The organism is Stakelama sediminis (assembly GCF_014199335.1).
Classification (GTDB): Bacteria; Pseudomonadota; Alphaproteobacteria; order Sphingomonadales; family Sphingomonadaceae; genus Sphingomonas; species Sphingomonas sediminis.
In genome coordinates this window covers 396,976-422,889 of record NZ_JACIJI010000002.1, presented here as the reverse complement: position 1 = coordinate 422,889, position 25,914 = coordinate 396,976, and the positions used below count along the sequence as shown (strand labels likewise).

29 protein-coding genes are annotated in these 25,914 nt (G+C 59.9%); 3 read left to right on the top strand and 26 right to left on the bottom strand.

What is annotated here, in order from left to right; all coding sequences use genetic code 11:
- Positions 1–18: 18 nt before the first annotated feature.
- The 18 genes from FHR23_RS08495 to FHR23_RS08405 form a co-directional block, all read right to left on the bottom strand.
- Positions 19–789 carry a type III pantothenate kinase gene (locus FHR23_RS08495; protein WP_184002837.1) on the bottom strand — a complete coding sequence of 257 codons (771 nt, stop codon included), beginning with the start codon at positions 787–789 and terminating at the stop codon, positions 19–21.
- 22 nt (positions 790–811) lie between these two features.
- On the bottom strand, positions 812–1,516 hold the full coding sequence (locus FHR23_RS08490; RefSeq protein WP_184003268.1) for a biotin--[acetyl-CoA-carboxylase] ligase: 705 nt from the start codon (positions 1,514–1,516) through the stop codon (positions 812–814).
- 2 nt (positions 1,517–1,518) lie between these two features.
- Positions 1,519–2,964, bottom strand: a complete 1,446-nt coding sequence (nuoN, locus tag FHR23_RS08485) for an NADH-quinone oxidoreductase subunit NuoN (RefSeq protein ID WP_184002835.1) — start codon at positions 2,962–2,964, stop codon at positions 1,519–1,521.
- On the bottom strand, positions 2,964–4,508 hold the full coding sequence (locus FHR23_RS08480) for an NADH-quinone oxidoreductase subunit M (protein WP_184002833.1): 1,545 nt from the start codon (positions 4,506–4,508) through the stop codon (positions 2,964–2,966). Before FHR23_RS08480 ends, nuoN begins: the two co-directional genes overlap by 1 nt.
- A gap of 10 nt (positions 4,509–4,518) precedes the next feature.
- Positions 4,519–6,543 carry an NADH-quinone oxidoreductase subunit L gene (gene nuoL / locus FHR23_RS08475; RefSeq protein WP_184002831.1) on the bottom strand — a complete coding sequence of 675 codons (2,025 nt, stop codon included), beginning with the start codon at positions 6,541–6,543 and terminating at the stop codon, positions 4,519–4,521.
- Positions 6,544–6,581: 38 nt separating this feature from the next.
- On the bottom strand, positions 6,582–6,887 hold the full coding sequence (gene nuoK, locus FHR23_RS08470) for an NADH-quinone oxidoreductase subunit NuoK (RefSeq protein WP_184002829.1): 306 nt from the start codon (positions 6,885–6,887) through the stop codon (positions 6,582–6,584).
- Entirely contained in the window at positions 6,884–7,495 is a 612-nt protein-coding gene (locus tag FHR23_RS08465) for an NADH-quinone oxidoreductase subunit J (protein ID WP_184002827.1), read from the bottom strand. Before FHR23_RS08465 ends, nuoK begins: the two co-directional genes overlap by 4 nt.
- Before the next feature lie 33 nt (positions 7,496–7,528).
- Positions 7,529–8,014, bottom strand: a complete 486-nt coding sequence (gene nuoI / locus FHR23_RS08460; RefSeq protein WP_184002825.1) for an NADH-quinone oxidoreductase subunit NuoI — start codon at positions 8,012–8,014, stop codon at positions 7,529–7,531.
- A complete protein-coding gene (gene nuoH, locus FHR23_RS08455; protein WP_184002823.1) occupies positions 8,011–9,072 on the bottom strand; it encodes an NADH-quinone oxidoreductase subunit NuoH in 1,062 nt (353 codons plus the stop codon). Before nuoH ends, nuoI begins: the two co-directional genes overlap by 4 nt.
- A complete protein-coding gene (gene nuoG / locus FHR23_RS08450) occupies positions 9,072–11,075 on the bottom strand; it encodes an NADH-quinone oxidoreductase subunit NuoG (RefSeq protein WP_184002821.1) in 2,004 nt (667 codons plus the stop codon). The genes nuoH and nuoG overlap by 1 nt, the downstream gene beginning before the upstream one ends.
- A gap of 79 nt (positions 11,076–11,154) precedes the next feature.
- Positions 11,155–11,748 (bottom strand): hypothetical protein, encoded by a 594-nt coding sequence (locus FHR23_RS08445; protein WP_221227431.1) that lies wholly within the window; start codon positions 11,746–11,748, stop codon positions 11,155–11,157.
- Positions 11,749–11,783: 35 nt separating this feature from the next.
- On the bottom strand, positions 11,784–13,088 hold the full coding sequence (nuoF, locus tag FHR23_RS08440; protein ID WP_184002817.1) for an NADH-quinone oxidoreductase subunit NuoF: 1,305 nt from the start codon (positions 13,086–13,088) through the stop codon (positions 11,784–11,786).
- Complete coding sequence (locus FHR23_RS08435) at positions 13,089–13,247, bottom strand: hypothetical protein (RefSeq protein ID WP_184003327.1); 159 nt, start codon at positions 13,245–13,247, stop codon at positions 13,089–13,091.
- Positions 13,244–13,912 (bottom strand): complex I 24 kDa subunit family protein, encoded by a 669-nt coding sequence (locus FHR23_RS08430; protein ID WP_184002815.1) that lies wholly within the window; start codon positions 13,910–13,912, stop codon positions 13,244–13,246. The genes FHR23_RS08435 and FHR23_RS08430 overlap by 4 nt, the downstream gene beginning before the upstream one ends.
- 198 nt (positions 13,913–14,110) lie before the next feature.
- Positions 14,111–15,346 (bottom strand): NADH-quinone oxidoreductase subunit D, encoded by a 1,236-nt coding sequence (locus FHR23_RS08420; protein ID WP_184002811.1) that lies wholly within the window; start codon positions 15,344–15,346, stop codon positions 14,111–14,113.
- Positions 15,343–16,164: an NADH-quinone oxidoreductase subunit C gene (locus FHR23_RS08415; RefSeq protein ID WP_184002809.1), complete on the bottom strand. Its 822-nt coding sequence runs from the start codon at positions 16,162–16,164 to the stop codon at positions 15,343–15,345. The genes FHR23_RS08420 and FHR23_RS08415 overlap by 4 nt, the downstream gene beginning before the upstream one ends.
- Positions 16,161–16,697: an NADH-quinone oxidoreductase subunit NuoB gene (locus tag FHR23_RS08410; RefSeq protein WP_184002807.1), complete on the bottom strand. Its 537-nt coding sequence runs from the start codon at positions 16,695–16,697 to the stop codon at positions 16,161–16,163. Before FHR23_RS08410 ends, FHR23_RS08415 begins: the two co-directional genes overlap by 4 nt.
- Positions 16,688–17,062 (bottom strand): NADH-quinone oxidoreductase subunit A, encoded by a 375-nt coding sequence (locus tag FHR23_RS08405; protein ID WP_184002805.1) that lies wholly within the window; start codon positions 17,060–17,062, stop codon positions 16,688–16,690. Before FHR23_RS08405 ends, FHR23_RS08410 begins: the two co-directional genes overlap by 10 nt.
- 194 nt (positions 17,063–17,256) lie before the next feature.
- Here FHR23_RS08405 and FHR23_RS08400 point away from each other — a divergent pair, with 194 nt between their 5' ends.
- On the top strand, positions 17,257–17,817 hold the full coding sequence (locus FHR23_RS08400) for a YbjN domain-containing protein (protein WP_184002803.1): 561 nt from the start codon (positions 17,257–17,259) through the stop codon (positions 17,815–17,817).
- Between the two features lie 38 nt (positions 17,818–17,855).
- Here the strand turns inward: FHR23_RS08400 and FHR23_RS08395 are convergent, their stop codons facing one another.
- From FHR23_RS08395 to FHR23_RS08375, 5 genes are all read right to left on the bottom strand, one after another.
- Entirely contained in the window at positions 17,856–18,677 is an 822-nt protein-coding gene (locus FHR23_RS08395; protein ID WP_184002799.1) for an inositol monophosphatase family protein, read from the bottom strand.
- The gene (locus tag FHR23_RS08390; protein WP_184002797.1) at positions 18,677–19,036 is read right to left on the bottom strand and encodes a hypothetical protein; all 360 of its coding nucleotides are present in this window, start codon (positions 19,034–19,036) and stop codon (positions 18,677–18,679) included. The genes FHR23_RS08395 and FHR23_RS08390 overlap by 1 nt, the downstream gene beginning before the upstream one ends.
- Before the next feature lie 5 nt (positions 19,037–19,041).
- Positions 19,042–19,605, bottom strand: a complete 564-nt coding sequence (efp, locus tag FHR23_RS08385; RefSeq protein WP_184002794.1) for an elongation factor P — start codon at positions 19,603–19,605, stop codon at positions 19,042–19,044.
- A gap of 80 nt (positions 19,606–19,685) precedes the next feature.
- Positions 19,686–20,375 carry a thiamine phosphate synthase gene (gene thiE / locus FHR23_RS08380; RefSeq protein ID WP_184002792.1) on the bottom strand — a complete coding sequence of 230 codons (690 nt, stop codon included), beginning with the start codon at positions 20,373–20,375 and terminating at the stop codon, positions 19,686–19,688.
- Positions 20,376–20,436: 61 nt separating this feature from the next.
- Positions 20,437–21,330, bottom strand: coding sequence for a fructose bisphosphate aldolase (locus FHR23_RS08375; protein ID WP_184002790.1), 894 nt, complete (start codon positions 21,328–21,330; stop codon positions 20,437–20,439).
- A 171-nt stretch (positions 21,331–21,501) separates the two neighbouring features.
- On the opposite strand from FHR23_RS08375, the gene FHR23_RS08370 reads away from it, so the two are divergent.
- Positions 21,502–22,005 carry a TlpA family protein disulfide reductase gene (locus FHR23_RS08370; RefSeq protein ID WP_425506354.1) on the top strand — a complete coding sequence of 168 codons (504 nt, stop codon included), beginning with the start codon at positions 21,502–21,504 and terminating at the stop codon, positions 22,003–22,005.
- Positions 22,006–22,039: 34 nt separating this feature from the next.
- Positions 22,040–23,233 carry an MFS transporter gene (locus FHR23_RS08365; protein WP_184002788.1) on the top strand — a complete coding sequence of 398 codons (1,194 nt, stop codon included), beginning with the start codon at positions 22,040–22,042 and terminating at the stop codon, positions 23,231–23,233.
- Here the strand turns inward: FHR23_RS08365 and FHR23_RS08360 are convergent.
- From FHR23_RS08360 to gap, 3 genes are read right to left on the bottom strand one after another with little or no spacing between them, the layout of a single operon-like run.
- Entirely contained in the window at positions 23,220–24,413 is a 1,194-nt protein-coding gene (locus tag FHR23_RS08360; protein WP_184002786.1) for a phosphoglycerate kinase, read from the bottom strand. The two genes, FHR23_RS08365 and FHR23_RS08360, sit on opposite strands and share 14 nt — an antisense overlap.
- Positions 24,410–24,862, bottom strand: a complete 453-nt coding sequence (locus FHR23_RS08355; protein WP_246359786.1) for an MOSC domain-containing protein — start codon at positions 24,860–24,862, stop codon at positions 24,410–24,412. Before FHR23_RS08355 ends, FHR23_RS08360 begins: the two co-directional genes overlap by 4 nt.
- 7 nt (positions 24,863–24,869) lie before the next feature.
- Positions 24,870–25,880: a type I glyceraldehyde-3-phosphate dehydrogenase gene (gene gap, locus FHR23_RS08350; protein WP_184002784.1), complete on the bottom strand. Its 1,011-nt coding sequence runs from the start codon at positions 25,878–25,880 to the stop codon at positions 24,870–24,872.
- Between the last annotated feature and the right edge of the window lie 34 nt (positions 25,881–25,914).

The following is a 25,914-nucleotide window of genomic DNA, read 5'->3' as shown; positions in this document are numbered from 1 at the left end:
GCGCCGTTGCCGGTCCGCTTATCGAAATTTCTTCCACCACATGGCCAGCCCCTGAATGGTCAGATCCTGCTCTATCGTATCGAACACATCGGTATGCTTTTCGAACAGGATGGCAAGCCCGCCTGTGGCAATCACCTTGACCGGACGGCCGGCCTCTGCCTTCATCCGTGCGACAAGCCCCTCAATCATGCCGATATAGCCCCAATAGATGCCTATGTGCATCTGATCGACGGTATTACGCCCGACGACACTGGGGTCGGCTGGAGCTTCGATGGCAATGCGCGGCAGTTTCGCGGCCGCACTGACCAGCGCATCGAGCGACAGGTTGATGCCGGGCGCGATGATCCCCCCTTTATAGGCACCGTGATAATCGATCAGGTCGAACGTTGTTGCGGTCCCGAAATCGATGATGATCAGGTCGCCTGCATGGTTGGCATGCGCTGCAATCATGTTGAGTGCACGATCGGCGCCCAGACTCTGCGGCTCGTCGACATCCAGCGAGAAGCCCCATCCGCCCACGCCCGCTATCACCGGTTCGGAATCGAAATATTTGCGCGCCAGCACCTGAAGATTGTGGAGGGCGCGCGGCACCACCGTGCCGATGACCACATGGCTGACGTCCGAGCGCGAGAACCCCTCCAGCGCCAGCAACTGGCTGAGCCACACGGCGTATTCGTCCGCCGTTCTGCGCGGATCGGTGGTGATGCGCCAGCGCGTGCGGATCGTGTCGCAGTCATCAATCAGCGCGAAGACGATATTGGTGTTGCCGGCATCGATGGCGAGCAGCACTGCCCTCTCCTTCTTGAAAGCTTCAGATCAGAAACACGTCACCGGTATGCATGACATGCCGCGAGCCGTCGGCCAAGCGCAGGATCAGCGCACCGCTATGGTCCAGCCCGTCAAACAGCCCCTCGATCATGCTTCCATCCGACTGGCGCACGTTTAACGCACTGCCCTTTGCATGGGCATGGGCAAGCCAGCGCTCGCGAACCGGTGGAAGTCCTTCGTCACGCCACCGCCGAACCCAGCGTTCCACCATCTCGGCCAGCACTTCAAGGAACGGTTGCGGCTCGATTGCCACGCCCTGTGCGGAAAGGCTGGTTGCCGGGCGTTCCAGCCCTTGCGGGTAATGGGCAAGGTTGACGCCGAAGCCGATCACCACGGCATAGCCGCTGCGTTCAAGCAGGATTCCCGACAGCTTCGCTCCATCAATCAAAAGATCGTTCGGCCATTTGATGGTCGCACGGCCTTCTCCGAGAAACACCGCCAGCGTCTCTTCCAGCGCGACCGCTGCCATCAATCCCAGTGTCGGCGCGGGCGGGTCGGTCGGGCGAAGGCGGACCAGCGTGCTGGCGTACAAATTTCCGCTGGGCGACTCCCATTGCCGTCCCTGACGACCTCTGCCTCCCGTTTGTCGGTCGGCCCGCAGCCAGAAGCCTTCGGCGGCTCCTGCTGCGGCCAGCGCAATCACATCGGCATTGGTTGAGCCGGTTTCAGCAACCGAACGGATAGCGATGGTCAGAACAACGCCCTTGCCGCGACCGTCGCCCACCCCGAAATCGCCGGAATCAGCAGATATCCGAGCGGGGAGATGAACAGTGCCGACAAGGCGATCAGGCCACCCTCCAATCGATTGGACACCGGAACGAAAGACGGTGCCGGATCGTCGAAATACATCACCTTGACGATGCGCAGATAGTAATAGGCACCGATCACCGAAGCGGCGATACCGACTGCGGCCAGGGGATAGAAACCGGCATTTACCGCTGCCGAGAATACCGCGAACTTGGCATAGAAACCGAAGAGCGGCGGTACACCGGCGAGGCTGAACATGAACATCGCCAGTGCCAGCGCCAGACCGGGGCGAGTCCGCGACATGCCCGACAGGCTCTCGATCGTTTCGACGAAACTGCCGTCTTCCCGGCGCATCTGCAGGACGATCAGGAAGCTGCCCAGCGTCATCGCGACGTAAATCGTCAGATAGATCAGCACCGATGCCACGCCCTGCGCGGTTCCGGCGGCCAGCCCGATCAGCATAAAGCCGACATTGTTGATCGAAGAATAGGCAAGCAGGCGTTTGATGTTGCTCTGACCGATGGCACCGACGGCGCCGAGGATGATCGAAGCAAGCGCGGCAAAGATCACGATCTGCCGCCACTGGTCCACAGCCGGACCCATGGCCTCGATCGCAACCCGCACGGCCAGCCCCATCGCGGCGACCTTCGGTGCGGTGGCGAAGAAGGCGGTGACCGGCGTCGGTGCGCCTTCATAGACGTCAGGCGTCCACATGTGGAACGGCACCGCCGAGATCTTGAACGCCAGTCCGGCGAATACGAACACCAGCCCGAACAACAGACCCATTGATGGCCCTGCGGCATAGCGGCTGGCGATCACGTCAAACAGCGTGGTGCCGGTAAAGCCGTATACCAGACTGATGCCATAGAGCAGGATGCCGCTCGCCAGTGCACCCAGCACAAAATATTTCAGGCCCGCTTCCGCCGAACGATTGTCCTGCCGCATGAATGCCGCAAGCACATAAGCCGCAAGGCTTTGCAGTTCGAGACCGACATAGAGCATCAGCAAGTCGCTTGCCGACACCATCACGCCCATGCCGACCGCTGCAAGCAGGATCAGCACCGGATATTCGGGGCGCATATCATCGCCGGCGGTACGCTGGAAATAATCGGGGGCCATGATGATCGACACCGCGGCACCGATATAGATCAGCAGTTTGGCAAAACCGCTGAACGCATCCGCACGGTACAGGCCATAAAAGGCATGACCACCACCGGTAGCAGGACCGATCAGGGAAATGCCCGCGCCGATCAGCAGCGCGACCGACACCCATCCGATTGCGCGCGCGCTGCCCTTACCGCCCCACGCGGCGACCAGCATCAGCACGATCGCGCCGATCGACAGGATCACCTCTGGCAGGGTCATCATCAGTTGAGACGCATAAGACATCAGTGCGCCTCCCCATGAGCAGCGGCCATGGCATGGTCCGCCATTGCCTGCGGATTACCCGGTGTGGGCTGTGAGTCGCCGACCGGTTTGGCTCGGTCGACGCGAGCCACCAGAATTTTCGCATCCTGACGCATCGGCGCAAGGAAGCTTTCGGGATAGACGCCCATCCACAATACAACAGCCGCGATCGGCACGAGCAGCGCTATTTCGCGCATCGACAGATCAGGCATCGCCTTCACATCGTCCTTGGTCAGATCGCCGAACACGACACGGCGATAGAGATACAGCATATAGGCAGCGCCCAGAATGATCCCGGTCGTGCACAGCAGCGTGATCCAGGTCGATACCTGATAGGTGCCCATCAGGCTGAGCAGTTCGCCGACAAAGTTGCTGGTGCCCGGCAGGCCGATCGAGGCCATGGTGAACAGCAGGAACAGCACGGCATAACGCGGCATGTTGATGGCAAGGCCGCCATAGCGGTCAATCTCTCGCGTATGCAGCCGGTCATAGATCACGCCGACGCACAGAAACAGCGCGCCTGACACCAGACCATGGCCCAGCATCACCATCATCCCGCCTTCGATACCCTGCTGGTTGAAGGCGAACAGACCGATGGTGACGATGGCCATGTGCGCAATGGATGAATAGGCAATCAGCTTTTTCATATCCTGCTGCACCAGCGCGACCAGCGAGGTGTAGATCACCGCCACCGCCGACAGACCGAAGATCAGCCAGATCAGATGCGACGACGCCTCCGGGAACATCGGCAGCGAAAAGCGCAGGAACCCGTATCCGCCGAGTTTCAGCAACACACCTGCCAGAATGACCGAACCCGCCGTCGGCGCCTGAACGTGCGCGTCGGGAAGCCAGGTATGTACCGGCCACATCGGCATCTTCACCGCAAACGAAGCGAAGAATGCCAGCCATAGCCAGGTTTGCGCATGAACCGGGAAATTGTGGTTCATGAGGTCCGGAATGTAGGTCGTGCCTGCCTGATGCGCCATCCACAGCATCGCGATCAGCATCAGCACCGATCCGAGCAACGTGTAGAGGAAGAATTTATAGCTGGCGTAAATCCGGTTCGGGCCGCCCCAGATGCCGATGATCAGATACATCGGGATCAGGCCGCCTTCGAAGAAGATGTAGAACAGGAACAGATCCTGGGCCGCGAAGGTGCCGATCATCAATACTTCGGTGGCAAGGAACGCTGCCATATATTCGGGTACGCGCTCGGTAATCGATTCCCAGCTCGCGCCTATACAGATAGGCATCAGGAACACCGACAGCATAATCAGCATCAGCGCGAAGCCGTCGATGCCGAGCGACCAGGTAAAGGTGCCAAACAGTGCATTCGAATGTTCGACGAACTGCCACTGCGCGCCGCCGATATCGAAATTCGTCCAGAGCACGATGCCCAGCACGAGATCGATCAGCGTTGCGATCAGCGCCAGCCAGCGTGCGCCCCTGGCATCGAGGAACAGACAGCCGATCGCCGCCACGGCGGGCACGAGCAGCATGATCGAGAGGATGGGAAAACCGTTCATCTGCCCGCCCTCAACCCGCGATGACCCAGGTGATCGCGGCGGTAAGCCCGATCAACATGACAAAAGCATAGCTATATACATATCCCGATTGCAGACGCCCCGCGATCCGGCTGCCCAGCGCGACGATCGCAGCCGAACCATTTGGTCCGAAGCGATCGATCGTGCCCTCGTCCCCGCGCTTCCACAGCAGACGGCCGATGGCAAAGGCGGGACGGACGAACAGCCAGTTATAGAGTTCGTCGAAATACCATTTGTTGAGCAGGAACAGGTAAAGCACCCGCCACTGATCCGCGAACTTCGCCGGAAGATCGGTCGAGCGGATATAGGCGAACCATGCGGGGATCAGGCCCAGCAGCATCGCCGCCGTCGCACCATATTTCGCCCAGGCCGGAATTTCTTCCGTCGCGTGTGCCAGATGCTCGTTGAAGAAGAGGCTACCCTTCCAGAAGCGCTCCCCTGCGCCCGGATCGCTGAAGAAGTGATGGAACGCGGCACCCGCGAACACCGCACCGATCGACAGCACGATCAGCGGAATCAGCATGACGACCGGGCTTTCATGCGGCTTGTATCCACCCGTGCCTTCCGGCGCGTCATGATGATCGTGACCAGCATGGTCATGGTCATGGCCGTGGCCATGCGCATCGTGCAATGCGTGCTGAATATGCTCCGACTGTTCCCAGCGCGGCTTGCCCCAGAAGGTCAGGAACATCAGGCGCCAGGAATAGAAGCTGGTCAGCAACGCGGCGATCACGCCCATCCAATAGGCGAAATAGCCACCCGGACCCGCCGCATAGGCGCTCTCGATGATCGCATCCTTGGAATAATAGCCAGCAAAACCGATGCCGAAGATGCCGACGCCGGTAATCGCCAGCGTGCCCGCCATCATCGCCCAGAAGGTCACGGGGATATGCTTCCGCAAACCGCCATAATAACGCATGTCCTGTTCATGATGCATCGCATGGATCACCGAACCGGCGGACAGGAACAACAGCGCCTTGAAGAAGGCGTGGGTCATCAGGTGGAACATCGCCGTGCCATAGGCACCGACACCGGCGGCGAAGAACATGTACCCAAGCTGCGAACAGGTCGAATACGCGATCACGCGCTTGATATCGCGCTGCACCGTACCGATCGTCGCGGCGAAGAAGCAGGTGATGGCACCGATCGCGGTCACGAACGCCATGGCGGTATGGCTGGTTTCAAACAGCGGCGACAGGCGGCAGACCATGAATACGCCCGCCGTCACCATGGTCGCGGCGTGGATCAGCGCGGAAACCGGGGTCGGACCTTCCATCGCGTCCGGCAACCAGGTGTGCAGACCGATCTGTGCCGACTTACCCATCGCGCCGATGAACAGCAGCAGGCAGAGCACGGTCGTCGTATCGGCGCGGAACCACAGGAAGCCGATGGTCGACCCAGCCATATGCGGTGCGGCCGCCAGAATGTCGGGGATCGACACCGTGCCGAACACCAGGAAGGTGCCGAAAATGCCGAGCATGAAGCCAAGGTCGCCGACGCGGTTGACGACGAATGCCTTGATCGCCGCGGCATTGGCGCTGGGCTTGCGGAACCAGAAACCGATCAGCAGGTAGGAGGCAAGACCCACACCTTCCCAGCCGAAGAACATCTGGATCAGGTTATTAGCCGTCACCAGCATCAGCATCGCAAAGCTGAACAGTGACAGATAGGCGAAGAAGCGCGGCTGATCCGGGTCTTCGTCCATATAGCCCCAGCTATACAGATGAACGAGCGCGGAAACGGTGGTCACCACCACCAGCATCACCGCCGTCAGCGTGTCGACACGCAACTGCCATGCGACGTCCAGCGAACCGGACTGCATCCAGTTGAGGACCGGCGCGACATGCGACGTCGCCGTTCCTTCCAGAAATGGAATGAAGGTCAGCCAGCTCAGCACGCAGGCGATGAACAACGCGCCTGTCGTCACCAGCTTAGGCAGCGTGGTGCCAAAGGCCCGGTTGCTCAGCCCCGCAAATGCAGCGGCAAGCAGTGGCAGGAATACAATAAGCTGGATCACGCTAGCCCACGCTCCCTATGCGTCGCGACAACCACCATTCACCCCTTCATCCGGTTGACATCATCGACCGAGATTGAACCCCGGCCACGGAAATAGATCACCAGGATCGCCAGCCCGATCGCCGCCTCACCGGCCGCCACCGTCAATACGAACATCGCGAACACCTGCCCGACCAGATCGTGCAGATACGCCGAAAAGGCGACGAGGTTCAGGTTGACCGCAAGCAGGATCAGCTCAATCGCCATCAGAATGACGATCAGGTTCTTGCGATTGGCGAAGATGCCCAGCACCCCCATGGTGAACAGGATGGCCGATACGACCAGATAGTGAACCAGACCGATCACAGCTCGACCCCCTGCCCGACGGGCGCATCTACTTTACGAATGGCATCCTTGGCGCGGCGAGACACCTGCGCATGGATGCGTTGTTTGCGCGCATCCGGACGATGGCGCATGGTCAGCACGATTGCGCCGATCATCGCGACCAGCAGTACCAGCCCTGCCCCTTCGAACACGAACAGATAGCGGGTGTAGAGCAGATGGCCGATCGCCTGAATATTCGGCACATCCGGATTGACCGGCGCGACGCGGTTGGCGATGTCGATGCCGCCAACCGACCAGGCCTTTACGGCGATGATGATTTCGCTGACCAGCGCCAGAGCCAGCGCGAACCCGATCCAGAAATAACGGACGAACCCGGCGCGCAGTTCGGTAAAGTCGATGTCGAGCATCATCACCACGAACAGAAACAGCACCGCGACCGCGCCGACATAGACGATTACGAGCAGCATCGCGATGAACTCGGCGCCGACCAGCACCATCAGCCCCGCCGCGTTGAAAAACGCCAGGATCAGCCAGAGCACGGAGTGCACCGGGTTGCGGGAGGAAATCGTCATGGCGGCCGATACCAGCACGACGATCGCAAAGAGGTAAAAGGCGATTGCTTGGATCACGGAATCAGGAAGTCCCCGGAAGTTGGCTGCGGCTTAGCGGTACGGCGCATCGGCGGCAAGGTTTGCGGCAATGGCGCGTTCCCAGCGGTCGCCGTTCTCAAGAAGCTTATCCTTGTGATAGATCAGCTCCTCACGCGTTTCGGTTGCGAATTCGTAATTTGGCCCTTCGACAATCGCATCCACCGGGCACGCTTCCTGACACAGACCGCAATAAATGCACTTGGTCATGTCGATGTCGTACCGCGTGGTGCGCCGGGAGCCGTCATCGCGCGGTTCCGCCTCGATGGTGATCGCCAGCGCCGGGCAGATTGCCTCACACAGCTTGCACGCGATGCAGCGTTCCTCGCCATTGGGATAGCGGCGCAGCGCGTGCTCGCCGCGAAACCGCGGGCTGACCGGATTATGCTCGAACGGATAGTTGATCGTCGCCTTTGCCTTGAAGAAATATTTCAAGGTCAGCAAATGCGCCTTGACGAACTCCCACAGGGTCCAGGTGCGAACGAATTGCGCTGCACTCATGCGGCAACTCCATAACGGGTAAGCATCAGATAGCCCGACACCAGGAACACGAACAGCAGCGACAACGGCAGGAAGATTTTCCAGCCCAGCCGCATCAGCTGATCGTAGCGGTAGCGGGGAACGGTGGCCTTCACCCAACTGAATACGAAGAAGAAGAAGCACATCTTGGCAAGCAGCCAGATAATGCCGGGAACGTGATACATCCATCCCCAGTCGAACGGCGGCAGATAGCCCCCCCAGAACAGGATCGCGTTCAACGCACACATCAGGATGACATTGGCATATTCGCCCAGCCAGTAGAGTGCGAACGCCATCGAAGAATATTCGGTCTGATAGCCTGCGACCAGTTCCGATTCCGCCTCGGTCAGGTCGAACGGCGCGCGTTGCGTCTCCGCCAGCGAGGAGATGAAGAACACCACCGCCATCGGGAACAGCAGCGGGTTGAACGCAAACCCGTTGACCGGCAGCCAGCGGAAATTCCAGACATTGGTCTGCATCTCGACGATGTGGGTCATGTTGAAAGATCCGGCCCACAACACCACCGAGATCAGCACGAAACCGATAGAGACTTCATAGCTGACCATCTGCGCGGCCGCGCGAATGGCCGAGTAGAACGGATATTTCGAGTTGGATGCCCAGCCAGCGAGGATAATGCCGTACACGCCCAGCGACGACGCCGCGAGCACGTAGAGCAGGCCGACATTGATGTTCGACAGCACCACGCCAGCCTGGAACGGGATCACCGCCCAGACGATCAGCGCCACCGTAAAGGTGATGATCGGCGCGAGCAGGAACAGCCCCTTATTGGCGCTGGTCGGGACGATCGTTTCCTGCAAAAAGACCTTCAGGCCATCAGCAAAGCTCTGCAACAGGCCCAGAGGGCCAACGACGTTCGGGCCGCGGCGCAGCGCCATCGCCGCCCAGATCTTGCGGTCGGCATAAATGATCATCGCCACCGCCAGCATTACCGGCAGCGCGATTACCAGAATGCCGATGATCGTCGCGATGAACCATGCCCAGTCATAGGACATGCCCCAGGATTGGAAGAATGCGATCATTATTCGGCAGCCTCCGCAAAGTCCTGGCCATGCACCAGTTCGGCCGAGCAGCGCTGCATTGTCGGGCTGGCGCGGCAAATGGCGTTGGTGAGGTAAAAGTCGGAAATCGGATAGGTCACGGTACCCGACCCCTTGGCATCAAGTGCGGGTGGATTCCAGTCGAAATTCGCCAGACCTTCGTGCGCCAGTGCAGGTGCGTCTCCGGCCATCGCCGCGCGTAGTTCCGCAAACGTATCGAACGGCAGGGTGTGACCCAGCTTTTCGGACAGCGCGCGCAGGATCGTCCAGTCCTCGCGCGCATCGCCCGGAGCGAACACCGCACGGTCACCGCGCTGGACGCGACCTTCCAGATTGACATAGGTGCCGGGTTTTTCGGCATAGCTCGCGCCCGGCAGGATGACGTCCGCCGCATGCGCGCCCTTGTCGCCATGGTGGCCGATGAACACCTTGAACGTATCGGCAAAGGTCGAGAAATCCACCTCGTCGGCGCCCAGGAAGAAGGCCAGTTTCGGCCTGGCGGCAACGATATCGGCAATCCCGCCCGGCTGCGCATAGCCGAGCATCAGTCCGCCCATCCGTGCGGCAGAGAAATGCAGGACGTTGAACCCGTTCCAGCCGTCGCGCACCAGATTGAGCGACTTGACCAGATTGAGTGCCGCGCCATGGCCACCCTTCAGCGCCGCGCCACCGACGATCACCATCGGCTTTTCGGCCTTGTCGAACGCTTCCGCGACTTCCTTGGGCAGCTTGCCGAGCAGCGCGAGATCGTCGCCCAGCCATTCGGTCTTGTAAGTCAGATCGGTTTCGGGACCGATGCCGAACACTTTCGCGCCATGCTTGCGCACCGCCTTGCGAATGCGGGTGTTCACCAGCGGCGCTTCCCAGCGTAGATTGGTGCCAACCAGTAGCACCACATCGGCTTCTTCGGCACCCGCAATAGTGGTGTTGAAATTGACCGCCGCCAGATTGGTGACGTCATAATCCATTCCGGTCTGACGCCCTTCGAGCAGCGACGATCCCATTGCCCCGACCAGCGCCTTGGCAGCGAACATCGTCTCGCAATCGACCAGATCGCCCGCAATCGCAGCAACGCTCGAACCGGCATTCACTGCGGCGATGGCGTCGAACGCTTCTTCCCAGGTCGCGGGCACCAGCTTGCCGTCACGGCGCACATAGGGCTTGTCGAGACGACGACGCACCAGACCGTCGACCGCATGGCGGGTTTTGTCGGTCGCCCATTCCTCATTGACGTCCTCATTGATGCGGGGCAGCGCACGCAGCACCTGACGGCCCCGGCTGTCGAGCCGGATATTGGTGCCGACGGCATCCATCACGTCGATCGCCAGCGTCTTGTTGAGTTCCCACGGACGCGCTTCGAACGAATAGGGTTTGCTGGTCAGTGCGCCGACCGGGCACAGATCGACGACATTGCCTGAAAGCTCGCTGGTCACAGCTTCTTCCAGATAGCTGGTGATCTGCATGTCCTCGCCGCGATAGATCGCGCCGATTTCCTCGACACCCGCAACTTCCTCGGCAAACCGGACGCATCGCGTGCATTGGATGCAGCGCGTCATCACCGTCTTGACGATCGGTCCCATATATTTTTCGGTCACCGCGCGCTTGTTCTCGGTATAGCGCGAATGGCCGCGGCCATAGGCCATCGACTGGTCCTGCAGGTCGCATTCGCCGCCCTGATCGCAGATCGGGCAATCGAGCGGGTGGTTGATGAGCAGGAACTCCATCACCCCCTCGCGCGCCTTCTTGACCATCGGGCTGTCGGTGCGGATTTCCTGATTATCGGCGGCCGGAAGCGCGCACGAAGCCTGCGGCTTGGGCGGTCCGGGCTTCACCTCGACCAGACACATCCGGCAATTGCCCGCGATCGACAGGCGCTCATGATAGCAGAAGCGCGGGATTTCCTTGCCGGCAAGCTCGCACGCCTGCAGCACGGTGGCGCCCTGAGGCACCTCAATCTCCACACCATCGACTTTGACTTTAGGCATATTGGTAAAGCTCCGTCGCGCCGGTCTTTCGGGCGGCGACCCTCTTGTTCGAACCCTTAAACATTTGCGTCTGCATGACCTATGCTGCCTTACCGTTTGGCGCTTCGCCATTGACGACGCGATAGGCGGCCGTTGCCAGCACAGCGCGCATTGCTGCATCCGACGCATCAATTCTGGGGGCAAATTTATGGCAGGCGTTAATTGTTGGCTGAAGCGCAGCTAACGCATGCTTTTCTTCGGCCGAAGCGACGGCAGATCGGAAAAGTGTGCTCACGCCATCGGGGGAGGAGCGCACAATGCAGATCGCCATCGCATCGAAATTACTGCGCGGCTGTGTCGGTGGCCCTTCGGCGGCGTGCGTCAACCGCGAGTCGAGTGAATCCGGACCTTCGCTCAGTAACTTTTCCGCCAACGCACCGGCGAAGAAAAGCGAACTGGACCGAACCTTGAACCACTTTGCATCGCGGCTGCAATCGACATTGTTTTTCGCAAGCACATGCAACGCGCGCGAATATGCCCCTGTACGAAAATCAAGTTTGAGAGCGGCAGACGCTTTCTCGCGGCTGTGATCGGCCACGCAGCCACCGAACTGATAAATTGCTTTCAACGCAGCGGGTGTCGTCGCCAGCGCAGCAGCCTTTACCGGATACGCAACAAGTGCTGTTGCGGACAAACCGCATAGTGCAGAAACAACCAGAACCGAGTACCTCACTCCGCGGCCTCCATCATCGGGGTGTCGCCACCGCCGTTCTTTTCCATGATCCGGCGTTCGAGTTCGGGACGGAAATGTCGGATCAGGCCCTGGATCGGCCAGGCGGCCGCGTCGCCGAGCGCGCAGATGGTGTGACCCTCAACCTGCTTCGTGACTTCGAACAGCGTGTCGATTTCGGAAATATCGGCGTCGCCGGTGCGCAGCCGCTCCATCACCCGCCACATCCAGCCGGTGCCTTCGCGGCACGGCGTGCACTGACCGCAGCTTTCATGTTTGTAGAAATAGCTGATCCGGCTGATCGCCTGAACAATGTCGGTCGACTTATCCATGACGATGACCGCCGCCGTGCCCAGCCCCGAGCCGAGTTCCTTCAGCCCGTCGAAATCCATCGGACAGTCCATGATCTGCTTGGCCGGGACCAGCGGGACCGACGATCCGCCGGGAATGACCGCAAGCAGATTGTCCCAGCCGCCGCGAATCCCACCGCAATGTTTTTCGATCAGTTCGCGGAAGGGAATGCTCATCGCCTCTTCGACGACGCACGGTTTTTCGACATGGCCCGAAATCTGGAAGAGCTTGGTGCCCTTGTTGTTTTCGCGCCCGAAGCCTGCAAACCATTCCGGCGAACGGCGCAGGATCGTCGGCACCACCGCAATCGATTCGACATTGTTGACCGTGGTCGGGCAGCCATACAGACCCGCTCCGGCCGGGAACGGCGGCTTCAGGCGCGGCTGCCCCTTCTTGCCCTCCAGGCTTTCGAGCATCGCGGTTTCTTCGCCGCAGATATAGGCGCCGGCACCACGATGGCAGAAGACATCGAAATCATAACCTGAACCGCAGGCATTCTTGCCGAGAAAGCCCTTGTCATAGGCTTCGGCAATGGCTGCGAACAGCACTTCGGCTTCGCGAATATATTCACCGCGAATATAGATGTACGCAGCCCGCGCACGCATCGCGAAACCCGCAATCAGCGCTCCTTCGAGCAGCTTGTGGGGATCGTGCCGGATGATCTCGCGGTCCTTGCATGAACCGGGTTCGGATTCATCGGCGTTGATGACGAGGAAGTTCGGCCGTTCGGGCTTCGGCTCCTTGGGCATGAAGCCCCATTTGACGCCGGTGGGGAAACCCGCACCGCCGCGCCCGCGCAGGCCCGAAGCCTTGATACGGTCGATGATCGTGTCGTTACCGATCTCGATCAGCGCCTTGGTATTGTCCCAGTCGCCCCGCTTCATCGCGGCGTCGATCGTCCAGGGCTGAAAGCCATAGACATTGGTGAAGATGCGGTCCTTGTCGGCGAGCATCTAGCGCCCTTTCCCAATAAGCTTTTCGAGGATGAAATAGGCAAACACCGCCAGCGCAAGGCCGACAGCGATCACGATCAGGCCGAGTGCGATCTTGATGACCAGCACCAGCAGCACGATCGCGAGAATTCCGATCGCAAGGGCGATCAGCAGATTCACGATGCCCATTCCTTCCGATAGTCGTGGTTTTCGTCGATCATCGCCGTCAGGCTGGTCGGTCCGCCCTCCGGTGCAGAGGTCTGACGATCGACCTGCGGCCCCGGCCTGGGCTGCTTACCCTCTGCCAGCGCCTGCAGGATCGCGCTTGTGGTGTCGTAATCCAGATCTTCGTAATTATCGTCGTTGATCTGCACCATCGGTGCATTGGCGCAATTGCCCATGCACTCGACCTCGGTCAGCGTGAACAGGCCGTCGGGCGTCGTATGCCCCTTCGAAAGCCCCTTGTTCTTGCACGCCGCGAACACATCGTCGGACCCGCGCAGCCAGCACGGCGTCGTGCCGCATACCTGCACATGATATTTGCCGACCGGGTTCAGGTTGAACATCGTGTAGAAGGTCGCGACCTCCAGCACGCGGACATAGGGCAGATCCAGTTCGCGCGCGACGAATTCGATCACCGGGATGGGCAGCCACCCTTGCGTATCGGTTTCCGCACCGACCTGACGCTGGGCGAGGTCGAGAAAGGGAATAGTGCACGACTGCTGCCGCCCCTCGGGATAGCGCGACAGCACTTCCTTCGCCTTGGCGGCATTGTCCTCGGTCCACGCAAAAGCGCCCCAGCGCTCGCGGATTTCCGGCGTATCGGGGATGGTTTTAGCGGCCATTGGTTGACCTCTCCGTTCCGGCAGCGCGGTGTTTGCGGGCTGCGAAAATCGCTACCAGTGCCGCGGCAATCGGGATGAAATCCAGACCATGATGTGTCTGGTCACTGCCATGCGAGGGAAACAGAATTGCCATTGCGGCCCCTGCCGTTGCTGCGAATGCCGCCACAGCGATAATTGTCAGTTTGCGATTGGATATGTTCACCGGTCACACTCCCCGAACACGATATCCATCGCACCCAAGATAGCGGTGGTGTCGGCGAGCATATGGCCCTTCGACATGAAATCGGCGGCCTGCAAATGCGAGAACGCCGTCGGACGGATCTTGCAGCGATAAGGTTTGTTCGACCCGTCCGAGACCATGTAGATGCCGAACTCGCCCTTGGGGCTTTCGGTGCCAACATACACTTCCCCGGCGGGCACATGATAGCCTTCGGTATAGAGCTTGAAGTGGTGGATCAGCGCTTCCATCGACTGTTTCATCTCGCCGCGTTTGGGCGGGCCGACCTTGCGATCGGTAGTCATGATCGGGCCTTCGGGCATTTCGGCCAGACACTGTTTCATAATGCGCGCCGACTGATAGACTTCCTCGACACGAACCATGAAGCGATCATAGCAATCGCCCCGTGTGCCGACGGGAATGTCGAATTCCATCCGGTCATAGACGTCATATGGCTGCGACTTACGCAGATCCCAGGGAATACCGGCGGCACGGATCATCGGCCCCGAAAAGCCCCAGGCAAGCGCATCTTCACGACTGACCACCGCAATATCGACATTACGCTGTTTGAAGATGCGGTTTTCCGCGACCAGACTGATTGCATCGCCGAACAGTTTCGGCAGGCGCGTATCGAGCCAGTCGGCAATGTCGGTGAGCAGCTTCAGCGGCACATCCTGATGCACCCCGCCGACGCGGAAATAGTTGGAGTGCATCCGCGCACCGGAAGCCCGCTCAAAAAAATTCAGACAGTCTTCGCGGATTTCGAACATCCACAGGTTCGGCGTCATCGCGCCCACATCCATCACATGCGAACCCAGGTTCAGCATGTGATTGCAGATGCGCGTCAGTTCCGCAAAGAACACGCGCAAATATTGCGCACGCAGCGGCACTTCCAGATCGAGCAGCTTTTCGACCGCCAGCACATAGCTGTGCTCCATGCACAGCGGCGAGCAATAGTCGAGGCGATCCATATAGGGGAGCGCCTGCGCATAGGTCTTGTATTCGATCAGCTTTTCGGTGCCGCGATGGAGCAGGCCGACATGCGGGTCGAGCCGCTCGATAATCTCGCCGTCCAGCTCCATGACAAGCCGGAGCACACCGTGCGCGGCCGGATGCTGCGGTCCGAAGTTGATCGTATAGTTCTGAATTTCCACATCGCCTGACCCAGTTTCCTGTGCCTCGCGATTGTGCAGAACCTCTTCGATATAATCGGTCATTGATTCTGCCCCTTGCCCGGCGCCACGTCGGGGCTGCCGGGCTTTTCTTCAGGCTGGTTGCCCGGATGCGACTGACCGGCACCCGATTCCTTCGGGCTGTCGGTCGATTTGGGCTTCGATGTATCGGCTTCTGCCTTGGCGTCGTCCGTTTTTTTAATCTCATCCGCCTTGAGCGGCGTCGGCGCACCCTTGGCTTCCGGTTCGCCCCCCTTTTCATCGCCGGGCAGGACGTATTTCGCACCTTCCCATGGACTCATGAAATCAAAGGTGCGGAAATCCTGCGCCAGTTCGACCGGCTCATAGACAACGCGCTTCGCCTCTTCCGAATAGCGCAGCTCGACATAGCCGGTGAGCGGAAAGTCCTTGCGCTGCGGATGGCCGCGAAAGCCGTAATCGGTCAGGATGCGGCGCAGATCCGGGTTGCCGGAAAACAGCACGCCGTACATGTCGTACACTTCGCGCTCCAGCCAGCCCGCCACCGGCCAGATGCCCGTCACCGACGGCACCGGCTTTTCCTCGTCCGTCATCACGCGCACGCGGATGCGGTGGTTCTTCGTTACGCTCAGCAAGTGATAGCAAACGTCGAACCGTTCTTCGCGCTCGGGATAATCGACACCCGCAATTTCCATAAGCTGCTGATATTGCAGCATGGGATCATCGCGCAGCGCCGTCATCGCCTCGACCAGCCGGTCGCGATCGACGGTCAGCGAGACTTCGCCCACCTTGTCGACAGCCTCAACCAGCATATCGCCCAGCGCAGCCTGCGCCGTCGCGATTACGCCGTCATTGGCGGTATATTTCGGAGCAGGCGCCCTCACCGTTCGATACTCCCCGAACGACGAATTTTCCGCTGCAACTGCATCACGCCGTACAGCAGCGCTTCCGCGGTCGGCGGACAGCCCGGCACATAAATGTCGACCGGCACGATCCGGTCGCACCCACGCACCACCGAATAGCTGTAGTGATAATAACCGCCGCCATTGGCGCAGCTACCCATCGAGATGACGTATTTCGGGTCCGACATCTGGTCGTATACCCGCCGCAGCGCCGGCGCCATCTTGTTGCACAGCGTGCCTGCGACGATCATCACGTCCGACTGGCGCGGCGATGCGCGCGGTGCGGCGCCGAACCGTTCCATGTCATAGCGCGGCATATTGACGTGAATCATTTCGACCGCGCAGCAGGCGAGGCCGAACGTCATCCACCACAGACTGCCGGTACGCGCCCAGTGAAACAGTTCCTCGGTCGAGGTGACCAGAAAACCCTTGTCCGTCAGTTCCCCGTTCAGGTCGTTGAAGAACTGCTGATCGGGCGCGGTTCCCGGTGCGGGGGGACTCAGTTCTACTCCCACTCCAACGCTCCCACTTTCCAGGCATAGGCAAGGCCAAGCGCAAGCTCGGCAATGAAGATCATCATCGAAATCCAGGCGGTCCAGCCGATATCGAAAACGCTGACCGCCCAGGGGTAGAGGAAGGCCGCTTCGAGATCGAAGACGATGAAGAGAATGGCGACCAGATAGAAACGCACGTCGAACTGATTGCGCGGATCTTCAAATGCGGGAAATCCGCATTCATATTCGGACAGCTTCTCCGGATTGGGCTTATGCGCGCCGGTGAGGCGGGCAACGATCATCGGCAACACGACAAATGCCACCGAAAGGATAAGCGCCACCCCCAGAAACAGGAGGATCGGCAGATATTGCGACAGGTCGACCAAGCGTCTTCTCGCGGTTGCGGAAAAAAGGATGAGGCGCTTCTAAGACGGTGCCCCGCGCTGGGCAAGGGTGCGTACGCAGAATCTCGTAGTTGAATGCCAATTTCGACGATCAACCCTATGGCAAATCTGGATATCCCTTGGCGAAACGCTCCCGGACACGGTAAGCGACGCATATACCAGTGTGGGAGATACCGGTGCTGCGCAACGCTTTGGTCCTGATTCTAGCGGGTTTCCCGGCAATTGCATCGGCGCAGCAGGTGCCTGTCGAGAATATGGCGAAACCCTCGTCCTCCTGGGCACGGGTTGCCGGGCGGAATATAACAGCCGATCCGATCGTCATCGCGAATATCGTGCGCGGCGAAGGGTATAAGGTTCAGGCCGGTAAGCAACAGGATGGCGCGCCCTTCCTGCAATCGGACATGCAGGGCCTGCCCTTCACCATCTTCATGAACAATTGCATCGCCGGAAAAGCGTGCCGTACGATCCAGTTTTATGCAGGCTTTTCGGTATCGACGCCGCGTTCACTGGAGCTCATCAATCGCTGGAATCAGACCAAACGTTTCGCGAAGGCCTATATCGACGATCAGGATGATCCACGTCTCGAAATGGATCTGAACCTTGCGGATGGCGGCATCGCCCGGGATAATTTCATTGCCGATTTTCAGCTATGGGTACGCCTGCTGGCTCAGTTTCGCGACCATATCGGCTGGAACAGCGAATCGGACGGTCATAGCGGCAGCGACAATTCGGACTGATTCGCGAGAGGTCGTCCGGCATAGGCCGGACGCCTCCATCAACGGTTGCGCAACGCGCCTGCCACGAGCTTATGAAGCTTTGAATGCAGCACATCATTGGCTGCCAGATATTCGTTGCGCTCCATCGCCCGGTCGGCACCACGGAAATCGGTAACGAAGCCACCGGCTTCCTTCACCAGCAGCATTCCGGCAGCAACGTCCCACGGTTTCAGGTCCGATTCCCAGAACCCGTCAAACCGTCCCGCCGCGACCCATGCAAGGTCAAGCGCGGCCGATCCGAATCGGCGGATACCCGCCACCTGCGGTGCAACTGCCCCGAAAATACGGTTCCAGGTAATGAAATCGCCATGCCCCAGAAACGGAATGCCGGTCGCAATCAGCGCTTCGGACAGGTCACGTCGCGCCGAAACGCGCAGGCGCCCGTCATGCAGCCAGGCCCCCCTGCCCTTTTCCGCCCAGAAGCTTTCATCCGTCAGCGGCTGATAGATCAGGCCGGTGGTGATCTCCGGCTTGCCCTGTGCGCCGTGCGGGTCCTCGACCGCAATCGAGATCGCGAAATGCGGAATGCCGTGCAGGAAGTTACTGGTGCCGTCGAGCGGATCGACGATAAAGCGCGGCTTGTCGGGATCGCCATCCAGTTCGCCGCCCTCTTCCAACAGCATCCGCCAGTCGGGACGTGCCTTGCGCAATTCCTCGACGATCGTCTGTTCGGCACGCTTGTCGGCCATGGATACGAAATCCGCAGGCCCCTTGCGGCTCACCTGAAGATGCTGAACTTCGTTGAAGTCGCGACGCAGGCGCGGTGCGGCTTTGCGTACCGCGCGCTCCATCACTGTCAGCAGACCGGAATGCGATACCATCAGCGGCCCTTCGGCTTGTCGCGGGCGTCGCTTTTTCCCGCAGGAACCGGCGCACCGCAAATCTTGGCGAGAATCAGCAGGCGCGCATTGGGATTCTTGCGGTCGATCTGCTTGTTCTTCTGAAGAACTGCCGCTGAATCACCTGCGATGGCTCCCAGCGAATTCTGATACAAACAACCGAACAGGCCGTTTTTCGTCTCTTGCGGCACTTCTTTCGAATTAAGCGCGCTTACCAGTAGGCTCAGTGTCTGCTGAGCATTCTGAAGTTCGGCCGTAGTGGGTTTCTTGGTGGCTTCCTTGGCGACGGCCGGAGAAGCCAGCGCAACCGATGCGGCGAGAAGAAATAGGGTTGTACGCATAAAAATCAGTCCGCCCGTTTCACATAAGCCTGTTCATAGACATCGACGACCACGCGCGTGCCTGCGGTGATATGCGGCGGCACCATGATGCGCACGCCGTTGTCGAGGATCGCGGGCTTATAGCTTGACGAAGCTGTCTGCCCCTTCACCACGGCGTCGGCTTCGACGATTTCGGCTTCGATCTGGTCGGGAAGCTGCACGCTGATCGGCTTCTCCTCGTACAGTTCCATGACCACGTCCATGCCGTCCTGAAGGAATGCGGCGGCATCGCCCAGCAGGTCGGTCGGCAGCGTGATCTGCTCGTACGTATCCTTGTCCATGAAGGTCAGCATATCGCCGTCCTGAAACAGATACTGGAAATCCTTGGTGTCGAGCCGCACGCGCTCCACGGTTTCGGCCGAACGGAAACGGACGTTCGTCTTGCGACCGTCGATGAGGTTCTTCATCTCGACCTGCATATAGGCGCCGCCCTTGCCGGGCTGGGTGTGCTGGATCTTGACCGCACGCCAGATGCCGCCTTCATATTCGATAATGTTGCCGGGACGAATGTCCACGCCGCTGATCTTCATAGCGATCAAAACCCTGAATTGAGAAAGTGCTGGTGCGCGCCTTTAGCCGTGACTGGCCAAAGCCGCAAGCGGGGGTGCCCTCAGCCGCCGGATTGCGCCAACCGTTCAGCGAACGCCTCTACTGCACGCGCCTCGTCGGTATTCCAGACGCTTGCGCATACCGCCAGAAAGTCGGCACCGGCATCAATCAGCGGCTGTGCATTGTCGGGTGTAATGCCGCCGATGGCGACGCAGGGCAGCTCGAACAGGGTCGCCCACCAGGACAGGATCGACGGATCGGGATGATGCCGTACTGCCTTTGTCGTGGTCGGATAGAAACTGCCGAATGCGACATAGTCAGCCCCGGCTTCCCCGGCCTCCATCGCAAGGTGGCGGCTGTCATGACAGGTTACGCCGATCTGTGCCGAGGGACCGAGGATTTCGCGTGCCTCTCTCGGGTCGCCGTCCTCCTGCCCCAGATGCACGCCATCGGCGCCAAGCCGTTTGGCAAGCGCCACGCTGTCATTGACGATGAAGGCAACGTCGTGGTTGGAACAAATCGCCTGAAGCGGTTCGGCGAGCCGCGCCGCGGCGTGCTGATCGATATCCTTTACGCGGAACTGAAACGCCGCAACCGGCCCCGCATCCAGCGCACGATCAAGCCGGTCTGCGAAATTGGCACCCGGATCCGGTGGCGAAATCAGGTATAGCTGACATGGACCTCGCGCGTCATCGCGTTCGAACTGTTCCGCGAAATCGGGAGACAGCGGGTCGAGAGTGTCGTCGGACATCGAAAAGCCTTTAAGAAATTCAGGACCGCCCATTACGCGCGAGCGGCCCTGACATGAGCGTTCAACTCTTTTGTGTCGATGCCTGATAGATTTGATCGATCGCACTTGCCAGCGCGGCGTCGAACTCTTCGTCGCTCATCTGCGCCCGCAAATCTTCGAGTAGCGCACGCGAAAAGCTGGCGATCATGCCGTGATTCTGCTTGAGATGGTCGCACGCCTCATCCCGGCTATAGCCGCCTGAAAGCGCCACCACCCGCAATACGGCCGGATGGTCGACCAGCGGTTTGTAGAGATCGGGCGTCGCAGGGATCGTCAGCTTCAGCATGACCTGAGTCCCATCGGGAAGCGCATCAAGCTGCGCACGGATTTCCTCCAGCAGGATTTTTTCCGCTGCGTCACGATCCGGGCTCTTGAGCGAAACTTCCGGTTCGAGAATCGGCATCAGCCCGGCGCGAACCACCTGCATTCCCACCTCAAACTGCTGACGGACAATCGCCGCGATGCCGCTTTTTGAAGCAGCATGCACCACCGAACGTTCCTTGGTACCGAAAATGCCCAGTTCCTTCGCGTGGGCAAGCAATTCGTCGAGCCCCGGCATCGGCTTCATCATTTGAACGCCGTCGGACTCGTCCTCCAGCCCCTTGTCGATCTTCAGGAACGGTACCACGCCACGATCGTGCAGGATCTGCGGTACCGGCTTGCCATCGGCGTTGCCGTTCATGGTGCGCTCGAACAGGATCGCACCCACCACCTTGTCGCCGTTGAAGGAGGGGGCCGTAATGATCCGGCTGCGCATGGCATGGATCAGCGCGAACATCTCATCGTCATTCGAATAGGCGCTTTCTTCGATGCCATAGCCGCGCAGTGCCTTTGGCGTGGAACCGCCGCTCTGATCCAGCGCGGCAATGAAGCCGTCACCATTCGCCATCTTCTCGGTCATTTGAGCATGCTGCATCTGTCTTCCCCAGTTGAACACCCAATGGAATTCGTTCTGAACAGGGTGACCGGTGGCTGGCCCTGCCCATCCTTTTGCCGGGCCATAACCAGCCCCGCGCCGTGCCGCAATGACCAAGGCCATTGACCAGAATGTCCGGCGTCGCCAGAACCATCCAAAGGGGGTAGTTCAATGAAAAAGTTCGTTATCATTTTACTGTTTGCGTTGATGGCGGTTGGCACAACGGCAAGCGCCCGGACGTTGAAAGTTGGGCAGATGGCCCCCGATTTCAAGCTGCGCCTGGTCGACGGAAAAACGGTGAAACTGTCCGATTTACGCGGCAAGGTCGTCGTACTGAATTTTTGGGCGACCTGGTGCGCGCCCTGCCGTCATGAACTGCCGACGCTGGACACTTATTATAAGCTTCAAAAAAGTCACGGCCTGCGGGTATTTGCGATTACTACCGAGGATTCCGTTCCACTGTATACATTGCGCAAGCTGTTCAGTATCATGTCTATCCCGGCTGTTCGGCGGATCAGCGGCCCCTATACGACGCTGGGCGGGGTGCCGACCAATTATGTTATCGGACGCGATGGCCGGATTCGCTATGCCAAGGCTGCCGCCTTCGACCTTGACGCCTTGAACCAGATCCTCGTCCCTCTTTTGAGGGAACCCGTACCTGCTAATGCTGGTTAGGATGGTTCAACCAGATATATTTTAACGGACAGCTATGCCCAATCGTTCGGAGGGGCGCGACATCAGTCGGGCCCTCACCTTGCTGATGGCCGTCGCAACCGGAGCGATGGTTGCCAATCTATACTATGCGCAGACGCTGCTCGATATGATCGGCCCGGATCTGTCGATTTCACCTGAACTCGCCGGATCGCTCGTGACGATTGCACAATTGGGCTATGGCGTGGGCCTGGCGCTGATCGTCCCATTGTCGGATCGCTTTGAGAACCGTCGACTGATCCTGATAACCTGCGCAGGGACTGTCATCGGCAGTATCGGAACGGCGCTGTCGGGGAATGCCATCACCTTTCTAACGGCGACATTGCTGACCGGTATTTGCGCAACCGGAGCGCAGATACTGATTCCGCTGGCAACGCATCTCAGCCGTCCCGAACGTACGGGCAGCACCATCGGGCTGGTGATGAGCGGATTGCTGACCGGCATCATGCTCGCGCGTCCGGCGGCCAGTTTCATGGCCGAATGGCTGGGCTGGCGAGCGATTTTCTATTTTTCCGCAATTGTCATGACGGCGATCCTGCTCTGCCTGTGGAAAGTACTTCCTGAACGCAGGCCGGAGAGCCGCCACGGCTTCGGCGAAATCCTGATATCGATGGCACGTCTGGTCCGCGACGAACCGCAACTGCGGCTACGCGCTACCTATCAGATGTTGTTGTTTACGGCCTTCAATCTGTTCTGGACGGTCGCACCGCTGGCTCTCTTGCGTCAGTTCCATTTGTCTCAGGACGATGTGGCATGGTTTGCGCTTGCCGGAGCGGGCGGAGCGCTTGCCGCCCCGCTCGCGGGGTCGCTAGCCGACAAAGGCAAGGAACGCATGGTAACTTTGGCGGCATTTCTGTTGCTTGCAGTGTCGTTTCTTATAGCCGACGCCATGGTTGCCTTAGGCAGCGTCGTCCTGTTCGCGATCACAGCCTTCACACTGGATGCTTCGGTGCAACTGAACCAGATCACGGGTCAGCGGATCATCTTTTCGTTGTCGAAAGAAGCGCGTGGCCGGATCAATGCCAGCTATATGACGATCATGTTCGTCATCGGCGCAAGCGGTTCGCTGATCGGATCGGCAAGTTACGAAACCGGCGGTTTCAGGTTGTCCAGCATGATCGGCGCCGGTCTCGGCGTAGCAGCACTGATCGTCATGTTGCTGTTCGACCGACGGAGCGTCAGTCGGCGCTGAGCGCTTTTACACCGGGCAGTTCCTTGCCTTCCATCCATTCGAGGAAGGCTCCGCCTGCGGTGGACACGAAGGTGAAATCGTCGGCCACCCCTGCCTGATTAAGCGCAGCCACGGTATCCCCGCCGCCCGCAACCGAAACCAGCGAGCCTTCTTTGGTCAGCGCTGCCGCCGTTTTGGCAAGTACCACCGTGGCGGTATCGAAAGGCGGCGTTTCGAATGCACCCAGCGGACCGTTCCAGACCAGCGTGCGGCAGGTCTTGAGCGCATCGCCCAGCGCTTCGGTCGCGGCAGGCCCGATATCGAGGATCATCTCGTCATCGGCGACTTCATGCACGTTGACGGTGCGCGTCGGCGGATTGGGTTTGAACTCCTTCGCGACAACCACGTCATAGGGCAGATGGACCGTGCAGTTCGCCTGATCGGCGGCTTCCATGATCGCTTCCGCCGTCCCGGTCAGGTCATGTTCGCACAGGCTTTTTCCGACATCGACACCGCGCGCGGCGAGGAAGGTGTTCGCCATGCCGCCGCCGATGATGAGGTGATCGACCTTGTTCACCAGATGGCGCAGCACATCGAGCTTTGTCGAGACCTTCGCTCCGCCGACCACGGCTGCTACCGGATGTTCCGGATTTCCCAGCGCCTTGTCGAGCGCGTCCAGCTCCGCCTGCATCGCGCGCCCGGCAAAGGCCGGAAGACGGTGGGCGAGCCCTTCGGTTGAAACATGCGCGCGATGGGCAGCGGAAAAGGCATCGTTGACATAGAGGTCACCCAGTTTCGCCCATGAATCCGCAAGTTGCGGATCGTTTTTCTCTTCACCAGCGAAGAAGCGGGTATTTTCCAGCACCGCAATATCGCCGGGTTCCAGCGTGGCGATCGCCTCTTCGGCACCGTCCCAGTCGATGAACCGCACCGGACGACCCAAAAGCTGCGAATAGGGCCGCGTAATCATTGCCAGCGACATATCCGGTTTGCGCTCGCCCTTGGGCCGTCCGAAATGGGCGAGCACCAGCACGATCGCTCCCGCATCGGCGAGTTCGGTGACGGTGGGAAGGGTAGCCTTCAGCCGGGTGGCATCGGTCACCGCACCATCGGCCATGGGGACGTTCAGGTCTTCGCGAACCAGCACCCGCTGGCCGCGAATGTCGCCCATATCGTCGAGCGTTTTGAATGCGTGCGTCATGCTTCAATCCCTATTGTATCGCCGATATTCAGCGTCCCGCCCTCAATCACGCGCCCCAGAGCGCCACCGCGCCAGTCCGGAGTCAGCGTTGTCATCAGGCCCGGTGCGATTTCCTCCATGCGTTTGCACGGATCGCATTCCATCGTAATTTCGATCAGCACGTCGCCGATCCGGATACGGGTGCCCGGTTCCTTTGGCAGATCGAAATCCTCGACCAGCAGATTGGCGCGCCTGCTCCACCAGGGAAGATGAACCCCGATTTCACCGGTCGCGGCGGCCCAGTCTTTCGCTTCAATCAGCGAGACCTGCCGCCGTCCGCGACCGCCGGGTTTCACCCGTCCCCGGCAATCGCCTTCCAGCCCGCCTTCCACGGTAACTTCTACCGTTTCCAGCGGTTCCATCGGCCCGCGCGGGCGGGCGTGGCGGGCGATACCGGCAAGACGTGCCAAAACAGGCTCAGCCCAGCTCGGCCATTGCCTTGGCGGTGTCGACCATGCGGTTGGAGAAGCCCCATTCATTGTCGTACCAGCTCACCACGCGGACGAGCTTGCCGTCCATCACCGCGGTTTCAAGGCTGTCCACGGTCGAACTGACCGGGGTATGGACGATATCGGCGGACACGATGGGATCGTCGGTATAGGCCAGCACGCCCTTTAACGGGCCGCTTTCCGACGCTGCCTTCAGCAGCGCGTTGACCTCTTCCTTCGTGGTTTCGCGCTTCGGCTGGAAGGTCAGGTCGATCAGGCTGCCGTCGGGAACTGGCACGCGAATTGCCGAACCGTCGAGCTTTCCCTTCAGTTCGGGCAGCACCTCACCCACCGCGCGGGCGGCGCCCGTAGTGGTCGGGATCATCGACATGGCGGCGGCGCGCGCGCGACGCATGTCCGGATGGATCTGGTCGAGGATTTTCTGATCGTTGGTATAGGCATGAACCGTGGTCATCAGGCCGCGTTCGATACCGATTTCGTCGTTCATGACCTTGGCGACAGGGGCCAGGCAGTTGGTGGTGCAAGATGCGTTGGAAACGATCTTGTGCTCGGCGGTCAGCTTGTCATTGTTGACGCCATAAACAACGGTCAGGTCGACATTCTTGCCCGGCGCGGAAATCAGCACTTTTTTCGCACCAGCATCAATATGCTTCTGCGCGCTTGCGCGATCGGTGAAGAAACCGGTGCATTCCAGTACCAGTTCGACACCGTTTGCGGCGTGCGGCAGGTTGGCCGGGTCGCGTTCCGCCGTTACCTTGATCTTCTTACCGTCCACGACGATGTCGGTCCCGTCCACCCCGACTTCACCGGGATAGCGGCCATGCACCGAATCGCGCTCGAACAGCCAGGCGTTGTGTTTGGCATCCGACAGGTCGTTGATGGTCACGAGTTCAAGCCCGCAATCGGAACGCTCCAATATTGCCCGCGCGACCAGTCGCCCGATACGTCCGAACCCGTTGATTGCAATCTTCGTCATCAACTCATCTCCTGTCTAACGCTCTGTCGGAACGGCA

Excerpts from the sequence above, each read along its gene's own strand:
- nuoN (WP_184002835.1), bottom strand. The coding sequence starts at position 2,964 with ATGTCTTATGCGTCTCAACTGATGATGACCCTGCCAGAGGTGATCCTG.
- FHR23_RS08480 (WP_184002833.1), bottom strand. The coding sequence starts at position 4,508 with ATGAACGGTTTTCCCATCCTCTCGATCATGCTGCTCGTGCCCGCCGTG.
- nuoI (WP_184002825.1), bottom strand. The coding sequence starts at position 8,014 with ATGAGTGCAGCGCAATTCGTTCGCACCTGGACCCTGTGGGAGTTCGTC.
- nuoH (WP_184002823.1), bottom strand. The coding sequence starts at position 9,072 with ATGATCGCATTCTTCCAATCCTGGGGCATGTCCTATGACTGGGCATGG.
- nuoG (WP_184002821.1), bottom strand. The coding sequence starts at position 11,075 with ATGCCTAAAGTCAAAGTCGATGGTGTGGAGATTGAGGTGCCTCAGGGC.
- nuoF (WP_184002817.1), bottom strand. The coding sequence starts at position 13,088 with ATGCTCGCCGACAAGGACCGCATCTTCACCAATGTCTATGGCTTTCAG.
- FHR23_RS08430 (WP_184002815.1), bottom strand. The coding sequence starts at position 13,912 with ATGGCCGCTAAAACCATCCCCGATACGCCGGAAATCCGCGAGCGCTGG.
- FHR23_RS08420 (WP_184002811.1), bottom strand. The coding sequence starts at position 15,346 with ATGACCGATTATATCGAAGAGGTTCTGCACAATCGCGAGGCACAGGAA.
- FHR23_RS08395 (WP_184002799.1), bottom strand. The coding sequence starts at position 18,677 with ATGGTATCGCATTCCGGTCTGCTGACAGTGATGGAGCGCGCGGTACGC.
- FHR23_RS08390 (WP_184002797.1), bottom strand. The coding sequence starts at position 19,036 with ATGCGTACAACCCTATTTCTTCTCGCCGCATCGGTTGCGCTGGCTTCT.
- efp (WP_184002794.1), bottom strand. The coding sequence starts at position 19,605 with ATGAAGATCAGCGGCGTGGACATTCGTCCCGGCAACATTATCGAATAT.
- thiE (WP_184002792.1), bottom strand. The coding sequence starts at position 20,375 with ATGTCCGACGACACTCTCGACCCGCTGTCTCCCGATTTCGCGGAACAG.
- FHR23_RS08375 (WP_184002790.1), bottom strand. The coding sequence starts at position 21,330 with ATGCAGCATGCTCAAATGACCGAGAAGATGGCGAATGGTGACGGCTTC.
- FHR23_RS08370 (WP_425506354.1), top strand. The coding sequence starts at position 21,502 with ATGAAAAAGTTCGTTATCATTTTACTGTTTGCGTTGATGGCGGTTGGC.
- FHR23_RS08365 (WP_184002788.1), top strand. The coding sequence starts at position 22,040 with ATGCCCAATCGTTCGGAGGGGCGCGACATCAGTCGGGCCCTCACCTTG.
- FHR23_RS08360 (WP_184002786.1), bottom strand. The coding sequence starts at position 24,413 with ATGACGCACGCATTCAAAACGCTCGACGATATGGGCGACATTCGCGGC.